Annotated in this window: 17 protein-coding genes and 1 pseudogene; 12 read left to right on the plus strand and 6 right to left on the minus strand. The window is 71.1% G+C overall.

Features of this window, described 5'->3' with window-relative positions; translation table 11 throughout:
- A pseudogene (locus tag EES42_RS46115) lies at window positions 1-497 on the minus strand (DNA helicase RecD); the annotation flags it as partial.
- The gene (locus EES42_RS14715) at window positions 494-1477 is read right to left on the minus strand and encodes an aldo/keto reductase (RefSeq protein WP_124718679.1); all 984 of its coding nucleotides are present in this window, start codon (window positions 1475-1477) and stop codon (window positions 494-496) included. The gene EES42_RS14715 and the pseudogene EES42_RS46115, both read right to left, overlap by 4 nt.
- A 140-nt stretch (window positions 1478-1617) precedes the next feature.
- Here EES42_RS14715 and EES42_RS14720 point away from each other — a divergent pair, with 140 nt between their 5' ends.
- Together EES42_RS14720 and EES42_RS14725 are read left to right on the plus strand one after the other, a co-directional pair.
- On the plus strand, window positions 1618-2667 hold the full coding sequence (locus EES42_RS14720) for an LLM class F420-dependent oxidoreductase (protein WP_124718680.1): 1050 nt from the start codon (window positions 1618-1620) through the stop codon (window positions 2665-2667).
- 212 nt (window positions 2668-2879) lie between these two features.
- Window positions 2880-3668: a ferritin-like domain-containing protein gene (locus EES42_RS14725; protein WP_124718681.1), complete on the plus strand. Its 789-nt coding sequence runs from the start codon at window positions 2880-2882 to the stop codon at window positions 3666-3668.
- A gap of 48 nt (window positions 3669-3716) precedes the next feature.
- Here EES42_RS14725 and corA read toward each other — a convergent pair whose 3' ends face one another.
- Complete coding sequence (gene corA, locus EES42_RS14730; protein WP_124718682.1) at window positions 3717-4712, minus strand: magnesium/cobalt transporter CorA; 996 nt, start codon at window positions 4710-4712, stop codon at window positions 3717-3719.
- 75 nt (window positions 4713-4787) lie between these two features.
- Here corA and EES42_RS14735 point away from each other — a divergent pair, with 75 nt between their 5' ends.
- The 5 genes from EES42_RS14735 to EES42_RS14755 all read left to right on the plus strand — a co-directional run bounded on the left by EES42_RS14735 (window position 4788) and on the right by EES42_RS14755 (window position 11622).
- Window positions 4788-5489: a histidine phosphatase family protein gene (locus EES42_RS14735; RefSeq protein ID WP_124718683.1), complete on the plus strand. Its 702-nt coding sequence runs from the start codon at window positions 4788-4790 to the stop codon at window positions 5487-5489.
- Window positions 5490-5632: 143 nt separating this feature from the next.
- Window positions 5633-6223 (plus strand): DUF3090 domain-containing protein, encoded by a 591-nt coding sequence (locus EES42_RS14740; protein WP_124718684.1) that lies wholly within the window; start codon window positions 5633-5635, stop codon window positions 6221-6223.
- Complete coding sequence (locus EES42_RS14745) at window positions 6187-7059, plus strand: SCO1664 family protein (RefSeq protein ID WP_124718685.1); 873 nt, start codon at window positions 6187-6189, stop codon at window positions 7057-7059. Before EES42_RS14740 ends, EES42_RS14745 begins: the two co-directional genes overlap by 37 nt.
- 154 nt (window positions 7060-7213) lie before the next feature.
- Entirely contained in the window at window positions 7214-8443 is a 1230-nt protein-coding gene (mshC, locus tag EES42_RS14750; protein ID WP_124718686.1) for a cysteine--1-D-myo-inosityl 2-amino-2-deoxy-alpha-D-glucopyranoside ligase, read from the plus strand.
- Window positions 8444-8577: 134 nt separating this feature from the next.
- A complete protein-coding gene (locus EES42_RS14755; RefSeq protein ID WP_124718687.1) occupies window positions 8578-11622 on the plus strand; it encodes an NPCBM/NEW2 domain-containing protein in 3045 nt (1014 codons plus the stop codon).
- Between the two features lie 63 nt (window positions 11623-11685).
- Here the strand turns inward: EES42_RS14755 and EES42_RS14760 are convergent, their stop codons facing one another.
- Window positions 11686-12768 carry a PAC2 family protein gene (locus EES42_RS14760; protein WP_124718688.1) on the minus strand — a complete coding sequence of 361 codons (1083 nt, stop codon included), beginning with the start codon at window positions 12766-12768 and terminating at the stop codon, window positions 11686-11688.
- Between the two features lie 256 nt (window positions 12769-13024).
- On the opposite strand from EES42_RS14760, the gene EES42_RS14765 reads away from it, so the two are divergent.
- The 5 genes from EES42_RS14765 (at window position 13025) to EES42_RS14785 (ending at window position 18900) form a co-directional block, all read left to right on the plus strand.
- Window positions 13025-14380, plus strand: coding sequence for an L-fuconate dehydratase (locus EES42_RS14765; protein WP_124718689.1), 1356 nt, complete (start codon window positions 13025-13027; stop codon window positions 14378-14380).
- Window positions 14377-15156, plus strand: a complete 780-nt coding sequence (locus tag EES42_RS14770; RefSeq protein WP_124718690.1) for an SDR family NAD(P)-dependent oxidoreductase — start codon at window positions 14377-14379, stop codon at window positions 15154-15156. The genes EES42_RS14765 and EES42_RS14770 overlap by 4 nt, the downstream gene beginning before the upstream one ends.
- A gap of 131 nt (window positions 15157-15287) precedes the next feature.
- The gene (locus EES42_RS14775) at window positions 15288-16328 is read left to right on the plus strand and encodes a sugar ABC transporter substrate-binding protein (RefSeq protein ID WP_124718691.1); all 1041 of its coding nucleotides are present in this window, start codon (window positions 15288-15290) and stop codon (window positions 16326-16328) included.
- A 2-nt stretch (window positions 16329-16330) separates the two neighbouring features.
- Entirely contained in the window at window positions 16331-17851 is a 1521-nt protein-coding gene (locus EES42_RS14780; protein WP_124718692.1) for a sugar ABC transporter ATP-binding protein, read from the plus strand.
- Window positions 17848-18900 carry an ABC transporter permease gene (locus EES42_RS14785; RefSeq protein WP_124718693.1) on the plus strand — a complete coding sequence of 351 codons (1053 nt, stop codon included), beginning with the start codon at window positions 17848-17850 and terminating at the stop codon, window positions 18898-18900. The genes EES42_RS14780 and EES42_RS14785 overlap by 4 nt, the downstream gene beginning before the upstream one ends.
- 58 nt (window positions 18901-18958) lie before the next feature.
- Here EES42_RS14785 and EES42_RS14790 read toward each other — a convergent pair whose 3' ends face one another.
- Window positions 18959-19630, minus strand: coding sequence for a FadR/GntR family transcriptional regulator (locus EES42_RS14790; RefSeq protein WP_037700470.1), 672 nt, complete (start codon window positions 19628-19630; stop codon window positions 18959-18961).
- A gap of 142 nt (window positions 19631-19772) precedes the next feature.
- Window positions 19773-20831 carry an LLM class flavin-dependent oxidoreductase gene (locus tag EES42_RS14795; protein ID WP_124718694.1) on the minus strand — a complete coding sequence of 353 codons (1059 nt, stop codon included), beginning with the start codon at window positions 20829-20831 and terminating at the stop codon, window positions 19773-19775.
- Window positions 20832-20932: the final 101 nt, after the last annotated feature.

Raw genomic sequence — 20932 nt, forward strand, 5'->3', positions numbered from 1 at the left:
GCGGGGGAGTCGAAGAACGAGGTGGCGGGCTGTTCGCCGCTCTCCACCGCGCGCACGGCCGCCAGCAGGTCGGCCGCCTTGCCGCTCAGCTTCCCCCCGGCGGCGATGGGGCCCTCCTTCTCGGCCTTCCGCCTCTCGATCCGCTCCCGCAGCTCACGCTGTGCGGCGAGCTCGGCCTCGGCCTCGGAGAGCGGCGCGGGGGCGGCGTCGGCGTCCGCCCCGGTGCCGGAGCCTTTGGCTGCGTCGGCCGTGTCGTCCGCGCCGCCCGTGTCGTCCGCGGCGTCGCCCGTTTCGCCGTCCGTCGCTTCGCCCGCAGAGTCTGTTTCGCCGTCGGCCGTGTCGTCCGTCGCTTCAGCCCGTTCGCCGGCCCCGGGGGCACCGCCGTCCGTCTCCGGCCCGTCCCCGGTGGACGGGGCGGGCACGGCGGAGGAGGGGGGCGCGACGTCGTCGTCGGCGGCCGGGGAACCGGGGGTTTCCCCCCGGGGAAGCGCAGTCACAGCGTGCTCCAGTCCTGGTCGGGATAGCGGTGCACGGGCGCCGACACATCGTCGAGCGCCTGGCAGATCTCGTCAGGAAGACTAAGCGCCTCCACTGACAATGCCTCCGTGAGCTGCTGCGCGTTGCGCGCGCCGACGATCGGGGCCACCACCCCGGGCCGGTCCCGGACCCACGTGAGAGCCACCTGGAGCGGCGTCGTGGCCAGCCCGTCCGCCGCCGTCGCCACCGCGTCCACCACACGGCTCGCGGCCTCGTCGAGATACGGCTCGACGAACGGAGCGAGCAGCTCCGAGGCACCGCGCGAGTCCGCCGGAGTGCCCGACCGGTACTTCCCGGTGAGGACGCCGCGGCCCAGCGGGGACGAGGGCAGCAGCCCGACGCCGAGATCGAGGGCGGCGGGCAGCACCTCGCGTTCCACCCCCCGCTGCAACAGGGAGTACTCCATCTGGGTGCTCGCCACGCGGGTGCGCACCCCGGGCGAGGCGAGCTGCCAGGTGGCCGCCTTGGCCAGCTGCCAGCCGCAGAAGTTCGACACCCCCGCGTACCGGGCGCGCCCGCTGGACACCGCCAGATCCAGTGCCTGGAGCGTCTCCTCCAGCGGGGTCACCGGGTCGAAGGCATGGATCTGCCACAGATCCACGTGGTCCGTGCCGAGCCGTTCCAGGGAGTCGTCCAGCGCCGCCAGCAGATGCCCGCGCGATCCGTCGAACCGGCGGTACGGATCGGCCACGCTGCCGGCCTTCGTCGCGATGACGAGATCGCGTCGGGGCACCAGGCCGTCGAGGAGCTGCCCGAGGAGATATTCGGCCTCCCCACCGCCGTACACATCGGCGGTGTCGACCAGCGTGCCGCCCGCCTCCCAGAAGGCTTTGAGCTGTTCCGCAGCGTCGTGCTCATCGGTGTCCCGGCCCCAGGTGAGGGTGCCGAGCCCGATCCGGGACACTCGAAGGCCGGTGCGGCCGAGATGCCTCTGCTCCATGGGCGCTGAGATTACTGGCCAGAACCCCACTCGGCGGAAGCCTGTGGACAACCCGGCGTCAAGTCGCCCCTGCCGGATCGCGCCGCCGCGCGCTAGAGTCCGGAGCTCAGGGACGTTACTGATCGGTAAGGGGAGCGGCTATGCGGCTCGGCATCAATCTCGGTTACTGGGGTGCGGGAATGGACGGCGACAATCTCGCCGTCGCCCAGGAGGCCGACCGGCTCGGATACGACGTCTGCTGGGCGGCCGAGGCGTACGGCTCCGACGCGCCGACCGTGCTCTCCTGGGTCGCCGCCCGGACCGAGTCCATCGACGTAGGCTCCGCGATCATGCAGATCCCGGCCCGCCAGCCGGCCATGACGGCGATGACCGCCGCCACCCTCGACTCGCTCTCCGGCGGCCGGTTCCGGCTCGGCCTCGGCGTGTCGGGGCCGCAGGTCTCCGAGGGCTGGTACGGCGTCAAGTTCGACAAGCCGCTGGCCCGCACCCGGGAGTACGTCGAGATCGTCCGCCGGGCGATGTCCCGCGAGCGGCTCTCGTACGAGGGCGAGCACTGGACGCTGCCGCTGCCGGACGGTCCGGGCAAGCCCATCAAGCTGACCGTGCACCCGCAGCGCGAGCACATCCCGCTCTACATCGCGGCGATCGGCCCGAAGAACCTGGAGCAGACCGGCGAGATCGCCGACGGCGCGCTGCTGATCTTCCCCTCCGCCGAGCACCTTGAGGACACCGCGGTGAAGTACCTGCGGGCGGGCCGGGAGAAGGCGGGCCTGACCATGGAGGGCTTCGACGTCTGCCCGACCCTGCCGCTCGCCGTCGGCGACGACGTCAACGGCCTCGCGGACATGTTCCGTCCGTACACCGCTCTGTACGTGGGCGGCATGGGCAGCAGGAAGCAGAACTTCTACAACCAGCTCGCGCAGCGCATGGGCTACGAGAAGGAAGCCGCCGAGATCCAGGACAAGTACCTGTCCGGCGACAAGAGCGGTGCCGCTGCCGCCGTACCGCACCAGCTGATCGACCAGACCACGCTGCTCGGACCGGTCGAGCGGATCGCCGAGCGGATGCAGGCCTACGCCGCGGCCGGTGTCACGACACTGACCCTCGCCCCGGCCGGGTTCACGCTGGAGGAGCGGCTCACGGCTCTGCGGGCCGGTACGGACGCGCTGGAGCGCTCCGGGCTCGCGTGACAAGGTCCCGGACGCCGCCGGGAGCGGCACTACGGCCGTGGTGGGGGCTCGGGGCCTCCCCGCCACGGCCGTCACGCCTATCAACGCGCGCACGGTCGGGCGGTTACGCCGGCCCGCGCCCCGTCCGGCGTAGCCGGGGCTCGTTCCTGTTGCCCGTCCGGGTGTGCCGCACTTGACTGTCGCTCGGTGGATGCGGCACGGAGGTGGCGGTCATGCTCTCGGCAAGGAACCTGTTCCAGGAGATTCTCGACGACGACGAGTCATTCCGGCTGTTCTGTTCCATCGCGGCCGGCGGGGAGTCCCAGGGCGGCTGGGAGAACGGCCGGATCGCCGCCCTGGTGCCCGAGAGCCAGCGCGCCCTGGCGCCCAAGATCGCCCGGCACGGTGCCGACGAGGACAAGCACGGCCGGATCTTCCACGCGCTGCTGAAGAAGCGCGGGCTCCGGCCGGCGGAGGTCCCGCACGAGACCGACTACACGATGCTGCTGGAGAAGCACGGCATCGGCCTCGCCCATGAACAGCTGCGGGGTGAGGAACGGCTCTCCGAGCGCGACATCGTCACCTACCTCGCCCACAGCCGGGTCACCGAGCAGCGGGCCTCCGAGCAGATGGCACTGCTCCGCAGGCACTTCGCCGACCACCCCGACCTCGGCCGCGCCGTGAAGATGATCTCGAACGACGAGGACAACCACCTGGCGTACTGCCACGAGGAACTGCTCCGCCTCGCCCGGGCCGGACACGGCCGCACCATCCAGCGCACGCTGCGCGAGTGCGCGCTCGCCGAGATCCGGGTGTACCGCGACGTCAGCCTTGCCGTGATGGACCACATGGGCCGCATCCTGGGCTGGCCCGGGGCCAAATCGGCGGTGCTGGCCGCCGGGATCCACGCCGTCTACGTGTACGAACGGCTCGTGGGCTGGCGGCGGATGGTGAGCCTGGAACAGCCCGAGCGGCGCGACGCGCTGGGCGGCCCGGCGGCACCGGAGCCCGGGTTCGCCTGAACCGGGGACGAGCCGCTCGCGAAACCGGGTGCGGTGACCGCCCGTCCGTCAGAGCCAGCCGCGGCGCTTGAACTGCCGGTACAGCGCGAAGACAACCGCGGCCATCAGCGCGATCACCGCCGGATAGGCCCACACCCAGCGGAGCTCGGGCATGTGGTCGAAGTTCATGCCGTAGATCCCCGCCACCATCGTCGGCACGGCGGCCATCGCCGCCCAGGCCGAGATCTTGCGCATGTCGTCGTTCTGCCGCACGCCCACCTGAGCCAGATGGGCCGAGAGGATGTCGGAGAGCAGCCGGTCCAGTCCTTCCACGTACTCGTTGGCGCGCGTCAGGTGGTCGCTGACGTCACGGAAGAACGGCTGCGAGTGCTCGTGGACGAACGGCACGCCCCCGCTCGCCAGCCGGGCCATGGGGGCGCTCAGCGGCCCGGCCGCCCGGCGGAACTCCAGGATCTGCCGCTTGAAGGTGTAGATGCGGGCCGCGGTGCTCTTGGTGTCACCGACGCCGGTCGGCGCGAACACCTCGGTCTCCAGCTCCTCCAGGTCGACCTGGAGCTCGCCCGCGACCTCTATGTAGTGGTCGACGACGGCGTCGCTGATCGCGTACAGCACCGCGGTCGGCCCGTGCTTGAGCACCTCCGGCTCGGCCTCCAGCCGACGGCGTACCGCGGCGAGCGGCGCGCCCTCCCCGTGCCGGACCGTCACGACGAACGAGTCCCCTATGAAGGCCATGAGTTCGTCGGTGGTGACCGTGTCGCTGCTCTGCTCGTACACCACCGGCTTGATGACCGCGAAGAGCGAGTCGTCGTACACCTCCAGCTTGGGCCGCTGGTGGGCGCTCAGGGCGTCCTCCACGGCCAGCGGGTGCAGCCCGAACTCGCTGCTGACGAGGTCGAACTCCTTCTCCGTCGGTTCGTGCAGCCCGATCCAGAGAAAGGCGTCCCCGGTGGCCCGTGCCTCGTCGAGGGCATCGGAGAAGTCGGCGGGGCCGTCGGTGCGGCGCCCGTCCCGGTAAATGGCACAGTCCACGATCACGGCGCGCATTCTTCCCTGCCGCGCTCCCCGGCGCACCTCATCGGCGGCGGCATGATCCGAACGGAAGGCCCTACGCTGGCCCGTATGCCCACCCTGATCCTCGTACGCCACGGACGCTCCACCGCCAACACCGCCGGGGTGCTCGCGGGCCGCACCCCCGGGGTCGCGCTCGACGAGCGCGGCGCGGAGCAGGCCGCCGCCCTGCCCGGCCGGCTCGCCGGGCTGCGGCTGGCCGCCGCCGTCAGCAGCCCGCTCCAGCGCTGTCGGGAGACCCTGCGGCCGCTGCTCGCCGCCCGGCCGGAGCTGGAGCTGCACACCGAGGACCGGATCAGCGAGTGCGACTACGGCGACTGGTCGGGGCGCAAGCTCGCGGAGCTCGCCGACGAACCGCTGATGGGCGTCGTGCAGCAGCATCCGTCGGCCGCGGCGTTCCCCGGCGGCGAGTCGATGCGCGGCATGCAGGCGCGCGCGGTCGACGCGGTGCGGGACTGGAACGCCCGGATCGAGGCCGCGCACGGCGACGACGCCGTGTACGTGATGTGCTCGCACGGCGACATCATCAAGGCCCTGGTCGCCGACGCGCTCGGCATGCATCTCGACCTCTTCCAGCGGATCCACGCCGACCCCTGTTCGGTCACCGCGATCCGCTACACCAGGCTGCGGCCCTTCCTGCTGAGGCTCGGCGACACCGGGGACCTCGCCCCGCTGGCGCCGAGCGAGCACCCGCGCCCGGCGGCGGACTCGGACGCGGACGCGGCGGTCGGGGGCGGCGCTGGGGCGCCGTGATCGCTTCGCGCAGTAGGGTGGACGCTCCGTAGGCCCCGGGGCCCGTCCGGCGGATCGGAGGCCGGACGGGCCCCGGCCCGGGGAACGAACGTTCCGGGCCCGGGCCACCCCTCATCCACCGTCGAATTCAAGGGAGACAGGACGTGTCCCGTCAGGTGTTCCTCTACGACCCCCCGGACCGTTTCGTGGCCGGTACGGTCGGGTTGCCTGGACGCCGTACGTTCTTCCTGCAGGCATCCTCAGGCGGACGTGTCACCAGCGTGGCCCTGGAGAAGACCCAGGTCGCCGCGCTCGCCGAGCGGATCGACGAGCTGCTCGACGAGGTGGTGCGGCGGACCGGCGGAAACTCCCCGGTGCCCGCCGTCGCGCCGATGGACGTCACCGACACCGCGCCCCTGGACGTCCCCGTCGAGGAGGAGTTCCGGGTCGGCACGATGGCGCTCGCCTGGGACGGCGAGGAACAGCGCATGATCGTCGAGGCGCAGGCACTGGTCGAGCTGGACGTGGAATCCGACGAGGATCTCGCCGAGGCCGAGGAACGGCTGCTCCAGGACGAGGAGAACGGCCCGCCGATGCTTCGGGTCCGCCTCAGCGGCGCGCAGGCCAGGGCCTTCGCCAAGCGCGCCCTGGACGTGGTGAACGCCGGCCGTCCGCCGTGCCCGCTGTGCAGCCTGCCGCTCGACCCGGAAGGACACGTATGCCCGCGCCAGAACGGATACCGTCGCGGAGCCTGACCGGCGCTGAGCTGGTCGGTCTGCTCACCGAGGGCGAGCTCACCGTCCTCGGACAGATTCGCGGCGCGTCCAACGCGGTGCTCTACTGCACCGTCGCGCGCGACGGTGAGGAGGCTCCTTGCGTCTACAAGCCGGTGGCCGGTGAACAGCCGCTGTGGGACTTCCCGGACGGCACGCTCGCCGGACGCGAGGTGGCCGCGTACGAGATCTCCGAGGCGACCGGCTGGGGCCTGGTGCCGCCCACCGTGCTGCGGGACGGCCCGTACGGCGAGGGCATGTGCCAGCTGTGGATCGACGCGGTCCCCCATGACGACGCGGACGACGCGGACGGTGAGGACGACGGGGCGGGCGAGCCGCCGCTGCTCGCGCTCGTCGAGGACGAGGAGCCCGGCGAGGGCTGGAAGGCCGTGGCCCGGGCCGAGGTCGGTGAGGGCCGGACGGCCCTGCTGGTCCACGCGGACGACGCCCGGCTGCGGCGGCTGGCCGTCCTCGACGCCGTGATCAACAACGGCGACCGCAAGGGCGGCCATCTGCTGCCCGCCCCCGGCGGCCGGCTCTACGGCATCGACCACGGTGTGACATTCAACGCCGACGACAAGCTGCGCACGCTGCTCTGGGGCTGGGCGGGGGAGCCTCTGACGGCCGAGGCCGTCGAGGTCGTCGAACGGCTGGGGGCACAACTCGCGCCGGGCACCCCGCTCGTCACCCGGCTGGGTGAGCTGATCACCGAGGCCGAGATCGAGGCGTTGCGGGGCCGTGTGGCGGGGCTGAGAGCGACCGGACGGCACCCGGAGCCGAGCGGTGAGTGGCCCTCGATCCCCTGGCCGCCGGTCTGAGCCGAGCAGGGGAGGAACGGGGCGCGGGGGTGCGGGCCGGGGTACCGGGACCGCGTCCCGAAGCAGATGGAGCGGCCCGGCGCAAGAGCGCCTCTTCGGTCAAGATCCGGCATCCGGTTCGTATCCGGAACATGCATCCGGTTACGCTCGTGGCATGCATGCCTGGCCCGCTTCTGAGGTCCCCGCCCTGCCTGGCAAGGGCCGCGACCTTCGGATCCACGACACCGCGACCGGCGGACGGATCACCCTTGACCCCGGTCCCGTCGCCCGCATCTACGTCTGCGGCATCACGCCGTACGACGCGACCCACATGGGTCATGCGGCGACCTACAACGCGTTCGACCTCGTTCAGCGCGTGTGGCTCGACACCAAGCGGCAGGTTCACTATGTCCAGAACGTGACCGACGTGGACGACCCGCTCCTGGAGCGGGCCGTGCGCGACGGCCAGGACTGGACCGAGCTCGCCGAGCGCGAGACGGCCCTGTTCCGCGAGGACATGACTGCCCTGCGCATGCTTCCGCCGAAGCACTACATCGGTGCCGTGGAGGCGATACCCGGCATCGTCCCGCTGGTGGAACGGCTCCGCGACGCCGGCGCCGCCTACGAGCTCGACGGCGACGTGTACTTCTCCGTCGAGACCGACCCGCACTTCGGCGAGGTCTCCAACCTCGACACCGAGGCGATGCGGCTGCTCTCCGCCGAGCGCGGCGGCGACCCGGAGCGCCCCGGCAAGAAGAACCCGCTCGACCCGATGCTGTGGATGGCCGCCCGCGAGGGCGAGCCGAGCTGGGACGGCGCCTCGCTCGGCCCCGGCCGGCCCGGCTGGCACATCGAGTGCGTCGCCATCGCCCTCGACCACCTCGGCATGGGCTTCGACGTCCAGGGCGGCGGGTCCGACCTCGCCTTCCCGCACCACGAGATGGGTGCCTCGCACGCGCAGGTGCTGACCGGGGAACACCCCTTCGCCCAGGCCTATGTGCACGCCGGAATGGTCGGCCTGGACGGCGAGAAGATGTCCAAGTCCAGGGGCAACCTGGTCTTCGTCTCGCAGCTGCGCCGCGACGGTGTGGACCCGGCGGCGATCCGGCTGGCGCTGCTCTCGCACCACTACCGGTCCGACTGGGAGTGGACGGACCAGGTGCTCGCCGACGCGGTGGAGCGGCTCGCCCGTTGGCGGGCCGCCGTCTCCCGGCCGGACGGGCTGCCCGCCGAGGCGCTGGTCGAGGAGGTCCGCGAGGCCCTCGCCGACGACCTGGACGCGCCGGCCGCGCTGGCCGCCGTGGACCGCTGGGCCGAGCGGCAGATCGCCGACGGCGGTACGGACGAGGGCGCGCCCGGCCTCGTCTCGCGCACCGTCGACGCGCTGCTGGGCGTCGCCCTGTAGCGCCGCGCAGGGTGGCAACCCGCTGATATCCACCGGACGTTCCGGACGAACCGGCCTTGGACTTCTCGACGAAGTTCAGGGCCGGTTCCGTTTTGTCCATGGTCAAGTGCTCGATGCTGCGCTAAAAGCGCTCTATGCAATCATCAACGCGCATCAGAACGGCGGCAGTTGCAGCCTTGCTGGGACTGCTCGCCGTCCTCTCGGGCCCCGGCGCGGCCCAGGCCGGCGCCGCCGAGCCGGACACCACGGTCGGCGACCTCACCGGGTTCTCCGCCGACGGATCCGTCTACCACCTGAAGGCCGGGGCCGCCGAGGCCCGGGTCAGCTTCGTCTCCGACGAGACCTTCCGTATCGAACTCGCCCCGGACGGCACGTTCTCCGACCCGACGGGCGACGACATCGTGCTGCCGCAGGGCACCCCGCCGCACACCCGGTGGAAGGAGCGTGGCGACCGCTACGAACTCTCCACCGGCCGCGTCACCCTGCGCGCCTACAAGTCGCCGCTGCGGTTCGCCCTGTACCGGGCGGACGGCAGCCAGGTCTGGTCCGAGGCCAAGGGGCTGAGCTGGAACGGCGAGAAGACCACCCAGACGCTGGCTCGCGGCGCGGACGAGCAGTTCTACGGCGCCGGCATGCAGAACGGCCGGGGCAACACCTCGCACCGCGACAAGACCGTCGAGGTCGGCGTCGACTACGACTGGGACGACGGCGGCCACCCCAACTCGGTGCCGTTCTACCTCTCCTCGTCCGGTTACGGCGTCTTCCGCAACACCTACGCGCCGAACACCTACGCCTTCACCGACCCGGTGACCACCAGCGCGAAGGAGCAGCGCTTCGACGCCTACTACTTCACGGGCGACAGCGCCAAGGACGTCATCGGGCAGTACACGAAGCTCACCGGCAAGCCCTTCCTGCCGCCGGTGTACGGGATGGAGATCGGTGACGCCGACTGCTACCTCCACAACGCCAACCGCGGTGAGCGCCGCACCCTGGACGCCCTGAAGGTCGCCGACGGCTACGTCGAGAACGACATGCCGAACGGCTGGATGCTCGTCAACGACGGCTACGGCTGCGGATACGAGGACCTCGCCGAGACCGCCAAGGGCCTCCAGGACCGCGGCATGCAGCTCGGCCTGTGGACCGAGGACGGCATCGACAAGATCGGCGAGCAGGTCAAGGCGGGCCAGCGGGTCGCCAAGCTGGACGTGGCCTGGGTCGGCGCCGGCTACAAGTTCGCCCTGGACGGCTGCAAGGACGCGTACAAGGGCATCGAGGACAACAGCGACGCCCGCGGCTTCACCTACGCCCCCGAGAGCTGGTCGGGCGCGCAGCGCTGCGGTGTGCAGTGGTCCGGCGACCAGTACGGCACCTGGGACTACATCCGCTGGCAGATCCCGACCTACGCGGGCGCCACGATGTCCGGCCTCGCCTACACCACCGGCGACGTCGACGGCATCTTCGGCGGCAGCGCCAAGACCTACACCCGTGACCTCCAGTGGAAGATGTTCCTGGGGACCACGATGACGATGGACGGCTGGGCGGCCAGCGACAAGCAGCCCTTCCGGTACGGGGAGCCGTACACCACCATCAACCGCGACTACCTCAAGCTCAAGGAGTCGCTGCTGCCCTACCAGTACTCCTACGCGCACGAGGCGACGAAGACCGGCGTCGGCATGGTCCGCCCGCTCGTCCTCGAATACCCGGACGACCCGAAGGCGGCGACGGACGCGGCGAAGTACGAATTCATGTCCGGCGAGGACTTCCTCGTCGCCCCGGTCTACCAGGACAGCACCGAGCGGGACGGCATCTACCTGCCGAAGGGCACCTGGACCGACTACTGGAGCGGCCGCACCTACCAGGGGCCGGTCACCGTCGACGACTACAGCGCCCCGCTCGACACCCTGCCGCTGTTCGTCAAGGGCGGTGCCAGTGTGCCGATGTGGCCCGGCATCCGCTCGTACAAGGACCGCACCGCCTCCTCCCCGCTCGCCTGGGACATCTACCCGCAGGGCAAGTCGTCCTTCACGCTCTACGAGGACGACGGCGTCACCCGGCAGCACCGCGACGGCAAGTACGCCACCCAGCGGGCCGACGTGGACGCACCGGCGAGGGGCGCGGGCGATGTGACGGTGCGGATCGGTGCGAGCAAGGGGAAGTTCACCGGCAAGCAGAGCAAGCGCCCGTACGAGTTCAGCGTGCACACCGGCTCCGCGCCGAGCGCCGTCGAGCTCGGCGGGAAGCTGCCCCGGCTGGACTCCGCCGCCGCGTACAAGGCCGCGAAGCAGGGCTGGTGGTACGACCGGGACGACCGCGGCGGTGTCGTGAAGATCAAGACCGCGCCGCTGTCCACCGCCAAGGCGTTCTCCGTGAAGCTGAAGCACACCAGTGCGGTCGGCGGGCGGACCGCCGAGGCGAACGCCGCGGTCTCCGCACCGGCCGGGCAGGAGCTCGGTGCCGGGGCCGGGGGCACCGTCACCGTCGACGTCACCGCGGGCAGGGCCGATGTGACCGACGCCGAGGTCGGCATGGACGCCCCCGAGGGCTGGCAGGTCGACCGGCCCGCGAAGGTGGACCGGATCCCGGCGGGCACCACCCGGCGGGTCGAGGTCTCCGTCACCCCCGCGAAGGACGCCACGGCGGGGGAGGCACGGATCACCGCCCTCGTCCGATACCGGTCGGCCGGTGAAGCCCGCACCGCCACCCAGCGGTTCGCCGCCGCAGTGATGCCGCCGCCGCCCACCGGTGAGGCCTGGGCGAGCGATCTGGTGTGGCTGAAGTCCACCAACGGCTACGGACCGGCCGAACGCGACCGCAGCAACGGCGAGTCGGGCGCGGCCGACGGCAAGCCGCTGACCCTCGCCGGGAAGACGTACGAGAAGGGGATCGGCACCCACGCCGACTCCGACATCGAGGTCTACCTCGGCGGGCGCTGCACCGCGTTCACCGCCGACGCGGGGATCGACGACGAGATCAACGGCTACGGCGAAGTGGCCTTCTCCGTCGAGGCGGACGGCAAGGTGCTGTGGACCTCCCCGAAGGTGACCGGGGCCTCGGCGGCCGTACCGGTCGACGTGAAGCTCGACGGTGCGCGCCATGTGCACCTGAAGGTCACGGACACCAACGGCTCCAAGACCGGTGACCACGGGGACTGGGCCGCGGCCCGGTTCACCTGTTCCTGAATGTCCCGGACAGCACGGGAGCGCCGGGCGGGCACGTGCCCGCCCGGCGCTCCACCGGTCCCGTCACTCCTCCGGGGAGTCCTCCGACGAATCCCGGGGGCCGTCCTCGTCACCGCCGTCGTCACCCTCCCGGCCGGCCGGTGGCTGCCGTCCGGGTCCGCCCGCGGGCGGTGCGCCGGACCCCGGATCGCCACCGCTCTCGGGGCGGACCGGCTTCGGCGGCCGGGTGCGGCCGCTGGAGGTGTCGCGCAGGTACGAGGCGTCGCCGCTCTCCGTCGCGTGCCCGCCCGGTGCCTGGCCCGGACCGATGTCCCGTCGGCGCAGATAGCGCTCGAACTCCCGGGCGATGGCCTCGCCGCTCGCCTCGGGCAGCTCGGCGGTGTCCCGGGCCTCCTCCAGCGTCTGCACGTATTCGGCCACTTCGCTGTCCTCGGCGGCCAGTTGATCGACGCCGAGCTGCCAGGCGCGCGCGTCCTCGGGCAGTTCGCCCAGCGGGATGCGCAGACCGATGAGGTCCTCCAGGCGGTTCAGCAGCGCGAGCGTGGCCTTCGGGTTGGGCGGCTGCGACACGTAGTGCGGCACCGCCGCCCACAGGCTCACCGCGGGCACGCCCGCGTGCGTGCAGGCCTCCTGGAGGATGCCGACGATGCCCGTCGGCCCCTCGTACTTGGTCTCCTCCAGATCCATGGTCCGCGCCAGGTCCGGGTCGGAGGTGACCCCGCTGACCGGCACCGGCCGGGTGTGCGGGGTGTCGCCGAGCAGGGCGCCCAGGATCACCACCATCTCCACCCCCAGCTCATGGGCGAAACCCAGGATCTCGTTGCAGAACGAGCGCCAGCGCATGGATGGTTCGATACCGCGGACCAGGACGAGATCGCGGGGCTTGTCCCCGCCGACGCGGACCACGGAGAGCCGGGTGGTCGGCCAGGTGATCTTGCGCACCCCGCCGTCCAGCCACAGCGTCGGCCGGTTGACCTGGAAGTCGTAGTAGTCCTCGGCGTCCAGCGCCGCGAACACCTCGCCCTTCCACTCCCGGTCCAGGTGCGCCACCGCCGTGGAGGCGGCGTCCCCTGCGTCGTTCCATCCCTCGAACGCGGCCACCATGACCGGGTCGATCAGCTCGGGTACCCCCTCGAGCTCGATCACCCAGGCCTCCTTCCGAAGTTCCCTTGTGTACCCATCAACCTTACGGCTTCCGGCCACTTGCGCCGCAGCCTCCGTACACAGCCGGGCGAACCCGGCCCGTGGGGGAGTATCGCCGGTCGAATCAGGGCATCAGACCCTGGATACATCCGAGCTGTGGTGGGTAGATTTCGTTCAGACGCTGGACGTTGGGGTCTTCGTGGCGCTATACATCGGATGACCAGAACAGAGGTCCGATGTTATTCCCCTGGGGGCGCACATGAGTCAGACCGTCACGGATTTCGAGGTCCACGACATCCGTTTTCCGACCTCGGAACAACTGGACGGCTCGGACGCCATGAACCCCGATCCCGACTACTCGGCTGCCTACGTCGTACTGCGCACCGATGTCCAGGACCGCACGGACGGACCGGACAGCGGCAACGGCGGCATCGAGGGACATGGCTTCTGTTTCACCATCGGGCGCGGCAACGAGGTGATGGCCGCCGCCATCGACACGCTGCGCCCCTATCTGGTGGGGCGCCCGGTGCCCCGCACCGCGGCCGATCTCGCCGCACTGCACCGCGAGCTCACCCACGACTCGCAACTGCGCTGGCTCGGCCCGGAGAAGGGCGTGATGCACATGGCGGCCGGCGCGGTCGTCAACGCCGCCTGGGACCTGGCGGCCAAGCTCGCGGGCAGACCGGTCTGGGAGTTCCTCGCCGGGATGACGCCCGAGGAGCTCGTCTCCCTCGTCGACTTCCGCTACCTCACCGACGCACTCACCCCCGAGGAGGCCCTGGAGATCCTGCGGGCCGCCGAACCGGGCCGGGCCGAGCGCGCCGAGCGGCTGCGCGCCGAGGGATACCCCGCGTACACCACCTCGCCCGGCTGGCTGGGCTACAGCGACGACAAGCTGGTCGGGCTCGCGAAGGAGGCCGTCGCCGACGGCTTCACCCAGATCAAGCTGAAGGTCGGCGGCAGTCTGAGCGACGACGTCCGCAGACTCGCCCTGGCCCGCGAGGCCGTCGGGCCGGACATCCGGATCGCCGTCGACGCCAACCAGCGCTGGGACGTCTCGGACGCGGTCGAGTGGATGACCGCGCTCGCGCCGTACGACCCGCACTGGATCGAGGAGCCGACCAGCCCCGACGACATCCTCGGCCACGCCGCCGTCCGGGCCGGCCAGCCGGTCAAGGTCGCCACCGGCGAACACGTCGCCAACCGGGTCGTGTTCAAGCAGCTGCTCCAGGCCGGGGCGGTCGACTTCGTCCAGATCGACGCGGCCCGCGTCGCGGGCGTCAACGAGAACCTCGCGATCCTGCTGCTCGCCGCCAAGTACGGCGTGCCGGTCTGCCCGCACGCGGGCGGGGTCGGACTCTGCGAGCTGGTGCAGCACCTCTCGATGTTCGACTACGTGGCGGTCTCCGGCAGCTGGGACAACCGCGTGATCGAGTACGTCGACCATCTCCACGAACACTTCGCCGATCCCACCGTGATCGAGTCGGGCCGCTACACCGCGCCGGGCTCCCCGGGCTTCTCCGCCCGGATGCTCCCCGAGTCGATCGCCGCACACCGCTACCCGGAGGGCGCCGTATGGCAGGCCCGCCGCACCACCGAGGAGGCCGGCCGATGACCGGAACGAACGACTTCGAAGGAATGGGAGCCCTGGTCACCGGCGGCGCCTCCGGCATCGGGGCCGCCGTCGCGACCATGCTGCTGGCGCGCGGCGCCCGGGTGGCCGTACTGGACCGGGAGACCGCGGGCGCCCCCGAGGGCGTACTCGCCGTCGAGGCGGACGTCACCGACGACGACGCGGTGCGCGAGGCGGTCGACCGGGCCGCCGCCGAACTGGGCGCACTGCACACCGTCGTCTCCAACGCCGGCATCGGCTCCATCGGCACCGTCGAGGACAACGCCGACGAGGAGTGGACCCGGGTCCTGGACATCAACGTCCTCGGCATGGTCCGCACCGCCCGGCACGCCCTGCCCCATCTGCGGCGCGCCGCGGCCGACCGCCCCGGCGCCGTGTCGATCACCCAGACCTGCTCCATCGCGGCGACCGCCGGGCTGCCGCAGCGCGCCCTGTACAGCGCGAGCAAGGGCGCGGTGCTCTCGCTGACCCTGGCGATGGCCGCCGACCACGTCCGCGAGGGCATCCGGGTCAACTGCGTCAACCCCGGCACCGCGGACACCCCGTGGATCGGCCGGCTCCTCGGCCAGGCCGACGACCCGGCCGCCGAGCGGGCCGCGCTCAACGCCCGCCAGCCGCTGGGACGGCTGGTGTCGGCCGACGAGGTGGCCGCCGCGATCGTCTACCTCGCGAGCCCCGCCGCCGCCTCGGTCACCGGCACGGCGCTGGCCGTCGACGGCGGCATGCAGGGGCTGCGGCTGCGCCCCGCCGAGAGCTGACCGGGGGAGCCGGGGCCTCTCGTTCCGGGCGGGCCCGAGCCGCTTCACCCGGCCCGCCCACCCCCGCGCACCATGCACCTCCGCTCTGCCGACAGAGCTCCGAGCCGGTACTCACAAAGGACGGGACACCAATGAGAGTGCGTACGACGAGTGCGGCGGCCTGCGCCGTACTGCTGGCAGTCACTGCTCTCGCGGGCTGCAACCGCGAGTCCACCGCCGACGGCGCGGGCGGCGGGAAGGTCGGGATCGACCTGCCGCGCAGCGACAGCGACTTCTGGAACTCGTACCAGAACTACGTGGAGAAGGGCGTCAAGGGCGGCGAGGTCAAGGCGCTGCCGCTGACCAACTCGCAGAACGACATCGGCAAACTGGTCGCCAACGTGCAGACCTTCACCGACCAGGGCGCCAAGGCCGTCGTGATGGCGCCGCAGGACACCGGCGCGATCGCCGAGTCGCTCAACACGCTGAACGAGAAGAAGATCCCGGTCATCAGCGTCGACACCCGCCCCGACAAGGGCAACATCTACATGGTGGTGCGCGCCGACAACAAGGCGTACGGGACCAACGCCTGCAAGTACCTCGGCGAGCAGCTCAAGGGCAAGGGCAAGGTCGTCGAGTTCCAGGGCGACCTCTCCTCGATCAACGGCCGCGACCGGTCCGAGGCGTTCAAGGCATGCATGGACAAGGACTTCCCCGGCATCAAGGTCTTCGAGCTGGCCACCGACTGGAAGGGCGACGTCGCCTCCGCCAAGCTCCAGGCCACCCTGGCCGCCAACCCCGACATCAACGGCATCTACATGCAGGCCGGCGGTGTCTTCCTGCAGCCCACCCTCGCCCTCCTGGAGCAGAAGAAGCTGCTGAAGCCGGCCGGTACGCCGGGACACATCACGATCATCTCCAACGACGGCATCCCCGAGGAGTTCGACGCGATCAAGGCCGGGAAGATCGACGCGACGATCTCCCAGCCCGCCGACCTGTACGCCAAGTACGCGCTGTACTACGCCAAGGCGGCCCTGGACGGCAAGACCTTCAAGGAAGGCCCCACCGACCACGACTCCAACATCATCAAGATCCCGAACGGCTTCGAGGACCAGCTCCCCGCGCCGCTGGTCACCAAGGACAACGTCGACGACCCGAAGCTGTGGGCCAACCAGCTGGAGAAGAAGAGCTAGCCATGGACCAGGCACCACCTGCCGTACAGGCGGAAGGCGTTGTCAAACGCTTCGGGCCCACCGTGGCGCTCGACGGGGTGCGGCTCACCGTGCAGCCCGGCGAGTCGCACGCCCTGGTCGGCCGCAACGGCGCCGGTAAATCGACGCTGGTCAGCGTGCTGACCGGACTCCACAAGGCGGACGCGGGCACGGTCGCGTTCGGCGGGGAGCCGGCGCCCGCCTTCGGGGACACCACGGCCTGGCAGTCGAAGATCGCCTGCGTCTACCAGAAATCCATGGTCGTCCCGGACCTGACCGTCGCGGAGAACCTCTTCCTCAACCGCTTCGACGACAACGCCCGCTGGATCAGCTGGGGGAAGCTCCGCAGACGTGCCGAGCGGCTGCTGGCCGAATACGGCGTCCAGGTCGACCCCGGCACCCGGGCCCGCGATCTCGCCGTCGAACAGCGGCAGTTCGTCGAGATCGCCAGGGCGCTGTCCTTCGGCGCCCGGCTGATCGTCCTGGACGAGCCGACCGCCCAGCTCGACGCCAGGGGCATCGGCCGGCTCTTCGACAAGCTGCGGGAACTGCAGAGCCAGGGAGTGGCGTTCCTCTTCATCTCCCACCACCTCCAGGAGGTGTACGAGCTGTGCACGGCGGTCACCGTCTACCGCGACGCCCGCCATGTGCTGACCGCCCCCGTCGCCGGCATCGCCAAGGCGGAGCTGGTGGCGGCGATGACCGGCGAGCAGTCCGCCGGAGCCACCGCCTGGCACGCTGACGGTGCCGGCGCGGCGGCACGGGACGAGTCGGCCGCCCCCGTGCTGAGTACCGAAGGACTCACCGTCCGGGGCCAGTTCGAACCGCTGGACCTGGAGGTCCGGCCCGGCGAGGTGCTCGGCCTGGCCGGCTCCGCGGCCAGCGGCAACACGGCCCTGGGCGAGACCCTGGCCGGGATGCGGAAGGCGGGCGGCGGCACCGTCCGGGTGCACGGCAGGGCCGTGCGTTCCGGCAGCGTGCCGCACGCGCTGGACGCCGGGATCGGCTACATCCCCGAGGACCGGCACGACCAGGGCCTGGTCCTGGAACGCAGCGTCGCCGAGAACGCCACGCTCACGGTCACCGACCAGCTCGGCCCCTGGGGGACCGTACTGCCCTCCCGTACCAGGGAGTTCGCGCGCTCGATGATCGCCTCGCTGGACATCAAGACCCAGGGGCCCGAGCAGCCCGTCTCCGGACTCTCCGGCGGCAACCAGCAGAAGGTGGTGGTGGCCAGGGCGCTGGCCCGTGAACCCAGCGTGCTGGTGGCGGTACGGCCCACCGCGGGCGTGGACATCAAGTCCAAGGACTCGCTGCTCGGAGTCGTACGAAGGGTCGCCGACGAGGGGAACGCCGCAGTGATCATCTCGGACGAGCTGGACGATCTGCGGGTCTGCGACCGGGTGCTCGCCCTGTTCCACGGACGCGTGGTCGCGTCATTCGCAAGCGGGTGGAACGACGGGGAGCTCGTCGCCGCCATGGAAGGTGTGGGGGAAAGGGAATGACCGGCACGGTACGGCCCCTGGCGGCCGACTCCATCGACAGCGGGCCCAAGGGCTCCCCGACCGGCGAAAGGCCCCTGGACCGGCTCAGACTGATCAGGTGGAGCGACTTCTCCCTGGTGCCGGTGATCCTGGTGCTGATGGTGATCGGGTTCATCGTCTCGCCGGTGTTCCTGACCTCCGAGAACCTGATCAGCGTGGTCCAGCAGTCCTCCGAGCTGAGCCTGCTGGTGCTGGGTCAGGCGCTGATCCTGATCTGCGGGCGGATGGACCTGTCCCTGGAGTCGACGATCGGCATCGCGCCGGTCGTCGCGATGTGGCTGGTGCTGCCCGCCGAGGGCGGCCGCTTCGCGGGCCTCGGGCTGCTGCCCACCTGGTCGGCGATCCCGCTCTGCCTGCTGGTGGGCCTCGTCATCGGCGCGGTCAACGGCTTCCTGATGCTGAAGCTCAGGGTCAACGGCTTCATCGCCACGCTCGGCATGCTCACCATGCTGCGCGGGCTGCACATCGGGATCACCGAGGGCAAGTCCATCACCGACGTCCCGGAGTCCTTCCGCTACCTCGGCAAGAGCGAGTGGCTCGGCGCACCGGCCGCCGTCTGGATCTGCCTCGCGCTGTTCGCGGTCGGCGGCGCCGCGCTGGCCTGGCTGCGCCACGGACGCTCGCTGTACGCCATCGGCGGCAACCCGGAGGCGGCGCGCGCCGCGGGCATCAGGGTGGACCGGGTCACCTGGATCGTGCTCGCCGTCGGCGGACTGCTGGCGGCCTTCGCGGGCATCCTCTACACCGGCCACTACGGATCGGTCGCGGCGACCCAGGGCAACGGCTGGATCTTCCAGGTGTTCGCCGCCGCGGTCATCGGCGGCATCAGCCTCAAGGGCGGTCGCGGCACGCTGTTCGGCGCGCTGACCGGTGTGCTGACGCTCCAACTGGTGGTCAATGTGATGACCCTCGGCGGTGTCCCGGCGCTGTGGAACCAGTTCCTCAACGGCGCGATCATCATCGTCGCCCTGGTCATCTCCCGCTTCGCGAGCGGCGAGAAGCAGGACTGAGCGGCCCGTCGGCCGAACGGGGCGGGTGGGGGAGAGGCCCCACCCGCCCCGTTCCGCGCTACAGCGTCGAGCGCAGCCACTGCTCCACGCTCGCCACATGCACCGTCGCCCACGCCCGCGCGGCCTCCGCGTCCCGGTCCCGCAGCGCCGACACGATCGCCCGGTGCTCGTGGAGCGTGCGGCTGACCGCGTCCTCCTGGGTCAGACCGCGCCAGACCCGCGCCCGGGTCGTCGGCCCCGACAGCCCGTCGAGCAGCGAGCAGAGCACCGAATTCCCGGACGACTGCACGATGCCGCGGTGGAACTCCAGATCGCAGGCGACCAGCTCCTCCACCGAGGGCTGTGCCCCCAGCGCATCCAACTGCGAGCTGAGCACGTCCAGTTGTGCCTCGCTGATCCGGGTGGCGGCCATCGCCGTCGCGGCCGGCTCCAGGATCCTGCGGACCGCGAGGAACTCCAGCACCGTGTCGTCGCGGTGGAAGTCCACCACGAAGCTCAGCGCCTCAAGGAGCAGCTGCGGATCGAGGCTGGTCACATAGGTGCCGTCGCCCTGGCGCACATCGAGGATGCGGATCAGCGAAAGGGCCCGGACCGCCTCCCGGAGCGAGTTGCGGGAGAGGCCGAGCTCCGCCGCGAGTTCGCTCTCCTTGGGGAGCCGGTCGCCGGGGCGCAGCGCACCCGAGACGATCATTCCCTTGATCTTCTCGATCGCCTCGTCGGTGACAGCCATGACGGTCCTCCTGGATCCGGACTGGAATCAGAACTGGGTTCAGACATCCGATGTATCTCTTCATTATGCGGGTCGGAAGAGCGGATGAACCAGGTCTGCCGCAGGTCGTCCCGGGTGCGGGCGGGCCGGGTGCCCGCCGGACTCAGTCCCAGAGCGCGGACGGCGCCTCGCGCCGCACCACCGGAGCGATCTCCTCCGCGAACCGCTGGAGTGTCTCGGCCTGCTCGTCCGCGCTCAGCCCGAAGCCGTCCACGGTGACGGACTGGAGGTCGTGCCCGTACACCTCGTGCCAGCCGAGGATCTTGTCGATGATCTGCTGCGGGCTGCCGATCAGCTGGGGCCCGTCCGCGATGGCCTCCCCGATGGTGCGGAACGGTGTGTTGTACCCGGTCCTCCCCTCCAGGTGCGGCCGGAAGGACTGCGCCACCTTCGCCTCGTACAGCTCCTTGTAGCGCTCCACGGCCTGCTGCGAGCTGTCGGCGATCAGCAGCCCGCCCGAGCCCGCGGCCACATGCGCGCGGGCCGGATCGTGGCCGTACGCCTCGAAGCGCTCCCGGTAGTGAGCGATCAGCCGGGCGTACGCCGCGCGGGGCTGGATCGCGTTGGCGGTGAACAGCGGATCGCCGTGGCGCGCCGCCAGTTCGGGGGATTCGAGGCTGGTCGCCGAGCCGTGCCAGACGCGCGGCGGACCGGCGTACGGGCGCGGCAGGGTCGTCGTGTTCTTCAGCGCGGGCCGGAACTCGCCCGCCCAGTCGACGCCCTCCTCGCTCCAGAGCCGCCGCAGCAGTTCGTACTTCTCCCGCTGGAGGTCCCACTGCCGCTCCTCGTCGAGCCCGAAGAGGTCGAAGTGACCGGCCTCCGCGCCCTTTCCGACGACCAGCTCGACCCGGCCGCCGGAGATCTGGTCGAGCGTCGCGAACTCCTCGGCCACCCGCACCGGATCGAGGATCGCGAGGACCGTGACGCCGGTCAGCAGCCGGATCGTGGAAGTACGGGCCGCCAGCGCGCCGAGCACCACGCCCGGGCTGGACGACAGGAAGGGACCCGCGTGCCGTTCGCCGATCGCGTACGCGTCGAAACCCAGCCGTTCCGCGACGACTCCGGTCCCGATCACTTCCTCGAACCGCTCGGCGGGGGAGGGGAGTCGCTGGTTCAGCGGGTGCGGGGCGTGGCCGATGAGGGAGAGCACGGAGAACTTCATGGCTCAACTGTCCCCGCGCCGTATTGCACCCGTATGGCGGCCGTGTGGCGCGTTCACCGGACCGTGCCGCCCTGTCCCGAGGCGCCCCGGACGTACGGCGG

It is taken from the genome of Streptomyces sp. ADI95-17 (assembly GCF_003846175.1).
Lineage (GTDB): Bacteria > Actinomycetota > Actinomycetes > Streptomycetales > Streptomycetaceae > Streptomyces > Streptomyces sanglieri.

What these genes read in the sequence shown, in the direction of transcription:
- corA (WP_124718682.1), bottom strand. Translation starts at nt 4,712, where the DNA reads ATGCGCGCCGTGATCGTGGACTGTGCCATTTACCGGGACGGGCGCCGC.
- EES42_RS14795 (WP_124718694.1), bottom strand. Translation starts at nt 20,831, where the DNA reads ATGAAGTTCTCCGTGCTCTCCCTCATCGGCCACGCCCCGCACCCGCTG.
- EES42_RS14735 (WP_124718683.1), top strand. Translation starts at nt 4,788, where the DNA reads ATGCCCACCCTGATCCTCGTACGCCACGGACGCTCCACCGCCAACACC.
- EES42_RS14755 (WP_124718687.1), top strand. Translation starts at nt 8,578, where the DNA reads ATGCAATCATCAACGCGCATCAGAACGGCGGCAGTTGCAGCCTTGCTG.
- EES42_RS14715 (WP_124718679.1), bottom strand. Translation starts at nt 1,477, where the DNA reads ATGGAGCAGAGGCATCTCGGCCGCACCGGCCTTCGAGTGTCCCGGATC.
- EES42_RS14765 (WP_124718689.1), top strand. Translation starts at nt 13,025, where the DNA reads ATGAGTCAGACCGTCACGGATTTCGAGGTCCACGACATCCGTTTTCCG.
- EES42_RS14720 (WP_124718680.1), top strand. Translation starts at nt 1,618, where the DNA reads ATGCGGCTCGGCATCAATCTCGGTTACTGGGGTGCGGGAATGGACGGC.
- EES42_RS14725 (WP_124718681.1), top strand. Translation starts at nt 2,880, where the DNA reads ATGCTCTCGGCAAGGAACCTGTTCCAGGAGATTCTCGACGACGACGAG.
- EES42_RS14780 (WP_124718692.1), top strand. Translation starts at nt 16,331, where the DNA reads ATGGACCAGGCACCACCTGCCGTACAGGCGGAAGGCGTTGTCAAACGC.
- EES42_RS14775 (WP_124718691.1), top strand. Translation starts at nt 15,288, where the DNA reads ATGAGAGTGCGTACGACGAGTGCGGCGGCCTGCGCCGTACTGCTGGCA.
- EES42_RS14785 (WP_124718693.1), top strand. Translation starts at nt 17,848, where the DNA reads ATGACCGGCACGGTACGGCCCCTGGCGGCCGACTCCATCGACAGCGGG.
- mshC (WP_124718686.1), top strand. Translation starts at nt 7,214, where the DNA reads ATGCATGCCTGGCCCGCTTCTGAGGTCCCCGCCCTGCCTGGCAAGGGC.
- EES42_RS14790 (WP_037700470.1), bottom strand. Translation starts at nt 19,630, where the DNA reads ATGGCTGTCACCGACGAGGCGATCGAGAAGATCAAGGGAATGATCGTC.
- EES42_RS14770 (WP_124718690.1), top strand. Translation starts at nt 14,377, where the DNA reads ATGACCGGAACGAACGACTTCGAAGGAATGGGAGCCCTGGTCACCGGC.
- EES42_RS14745 (WP_124718685.1), top strand. Translation starts at nt 6,187, where the DNA reads ATGCCCGCGCCAGAACGGATACCGTCGCGGAGCCTGACCGGCGCTGAG.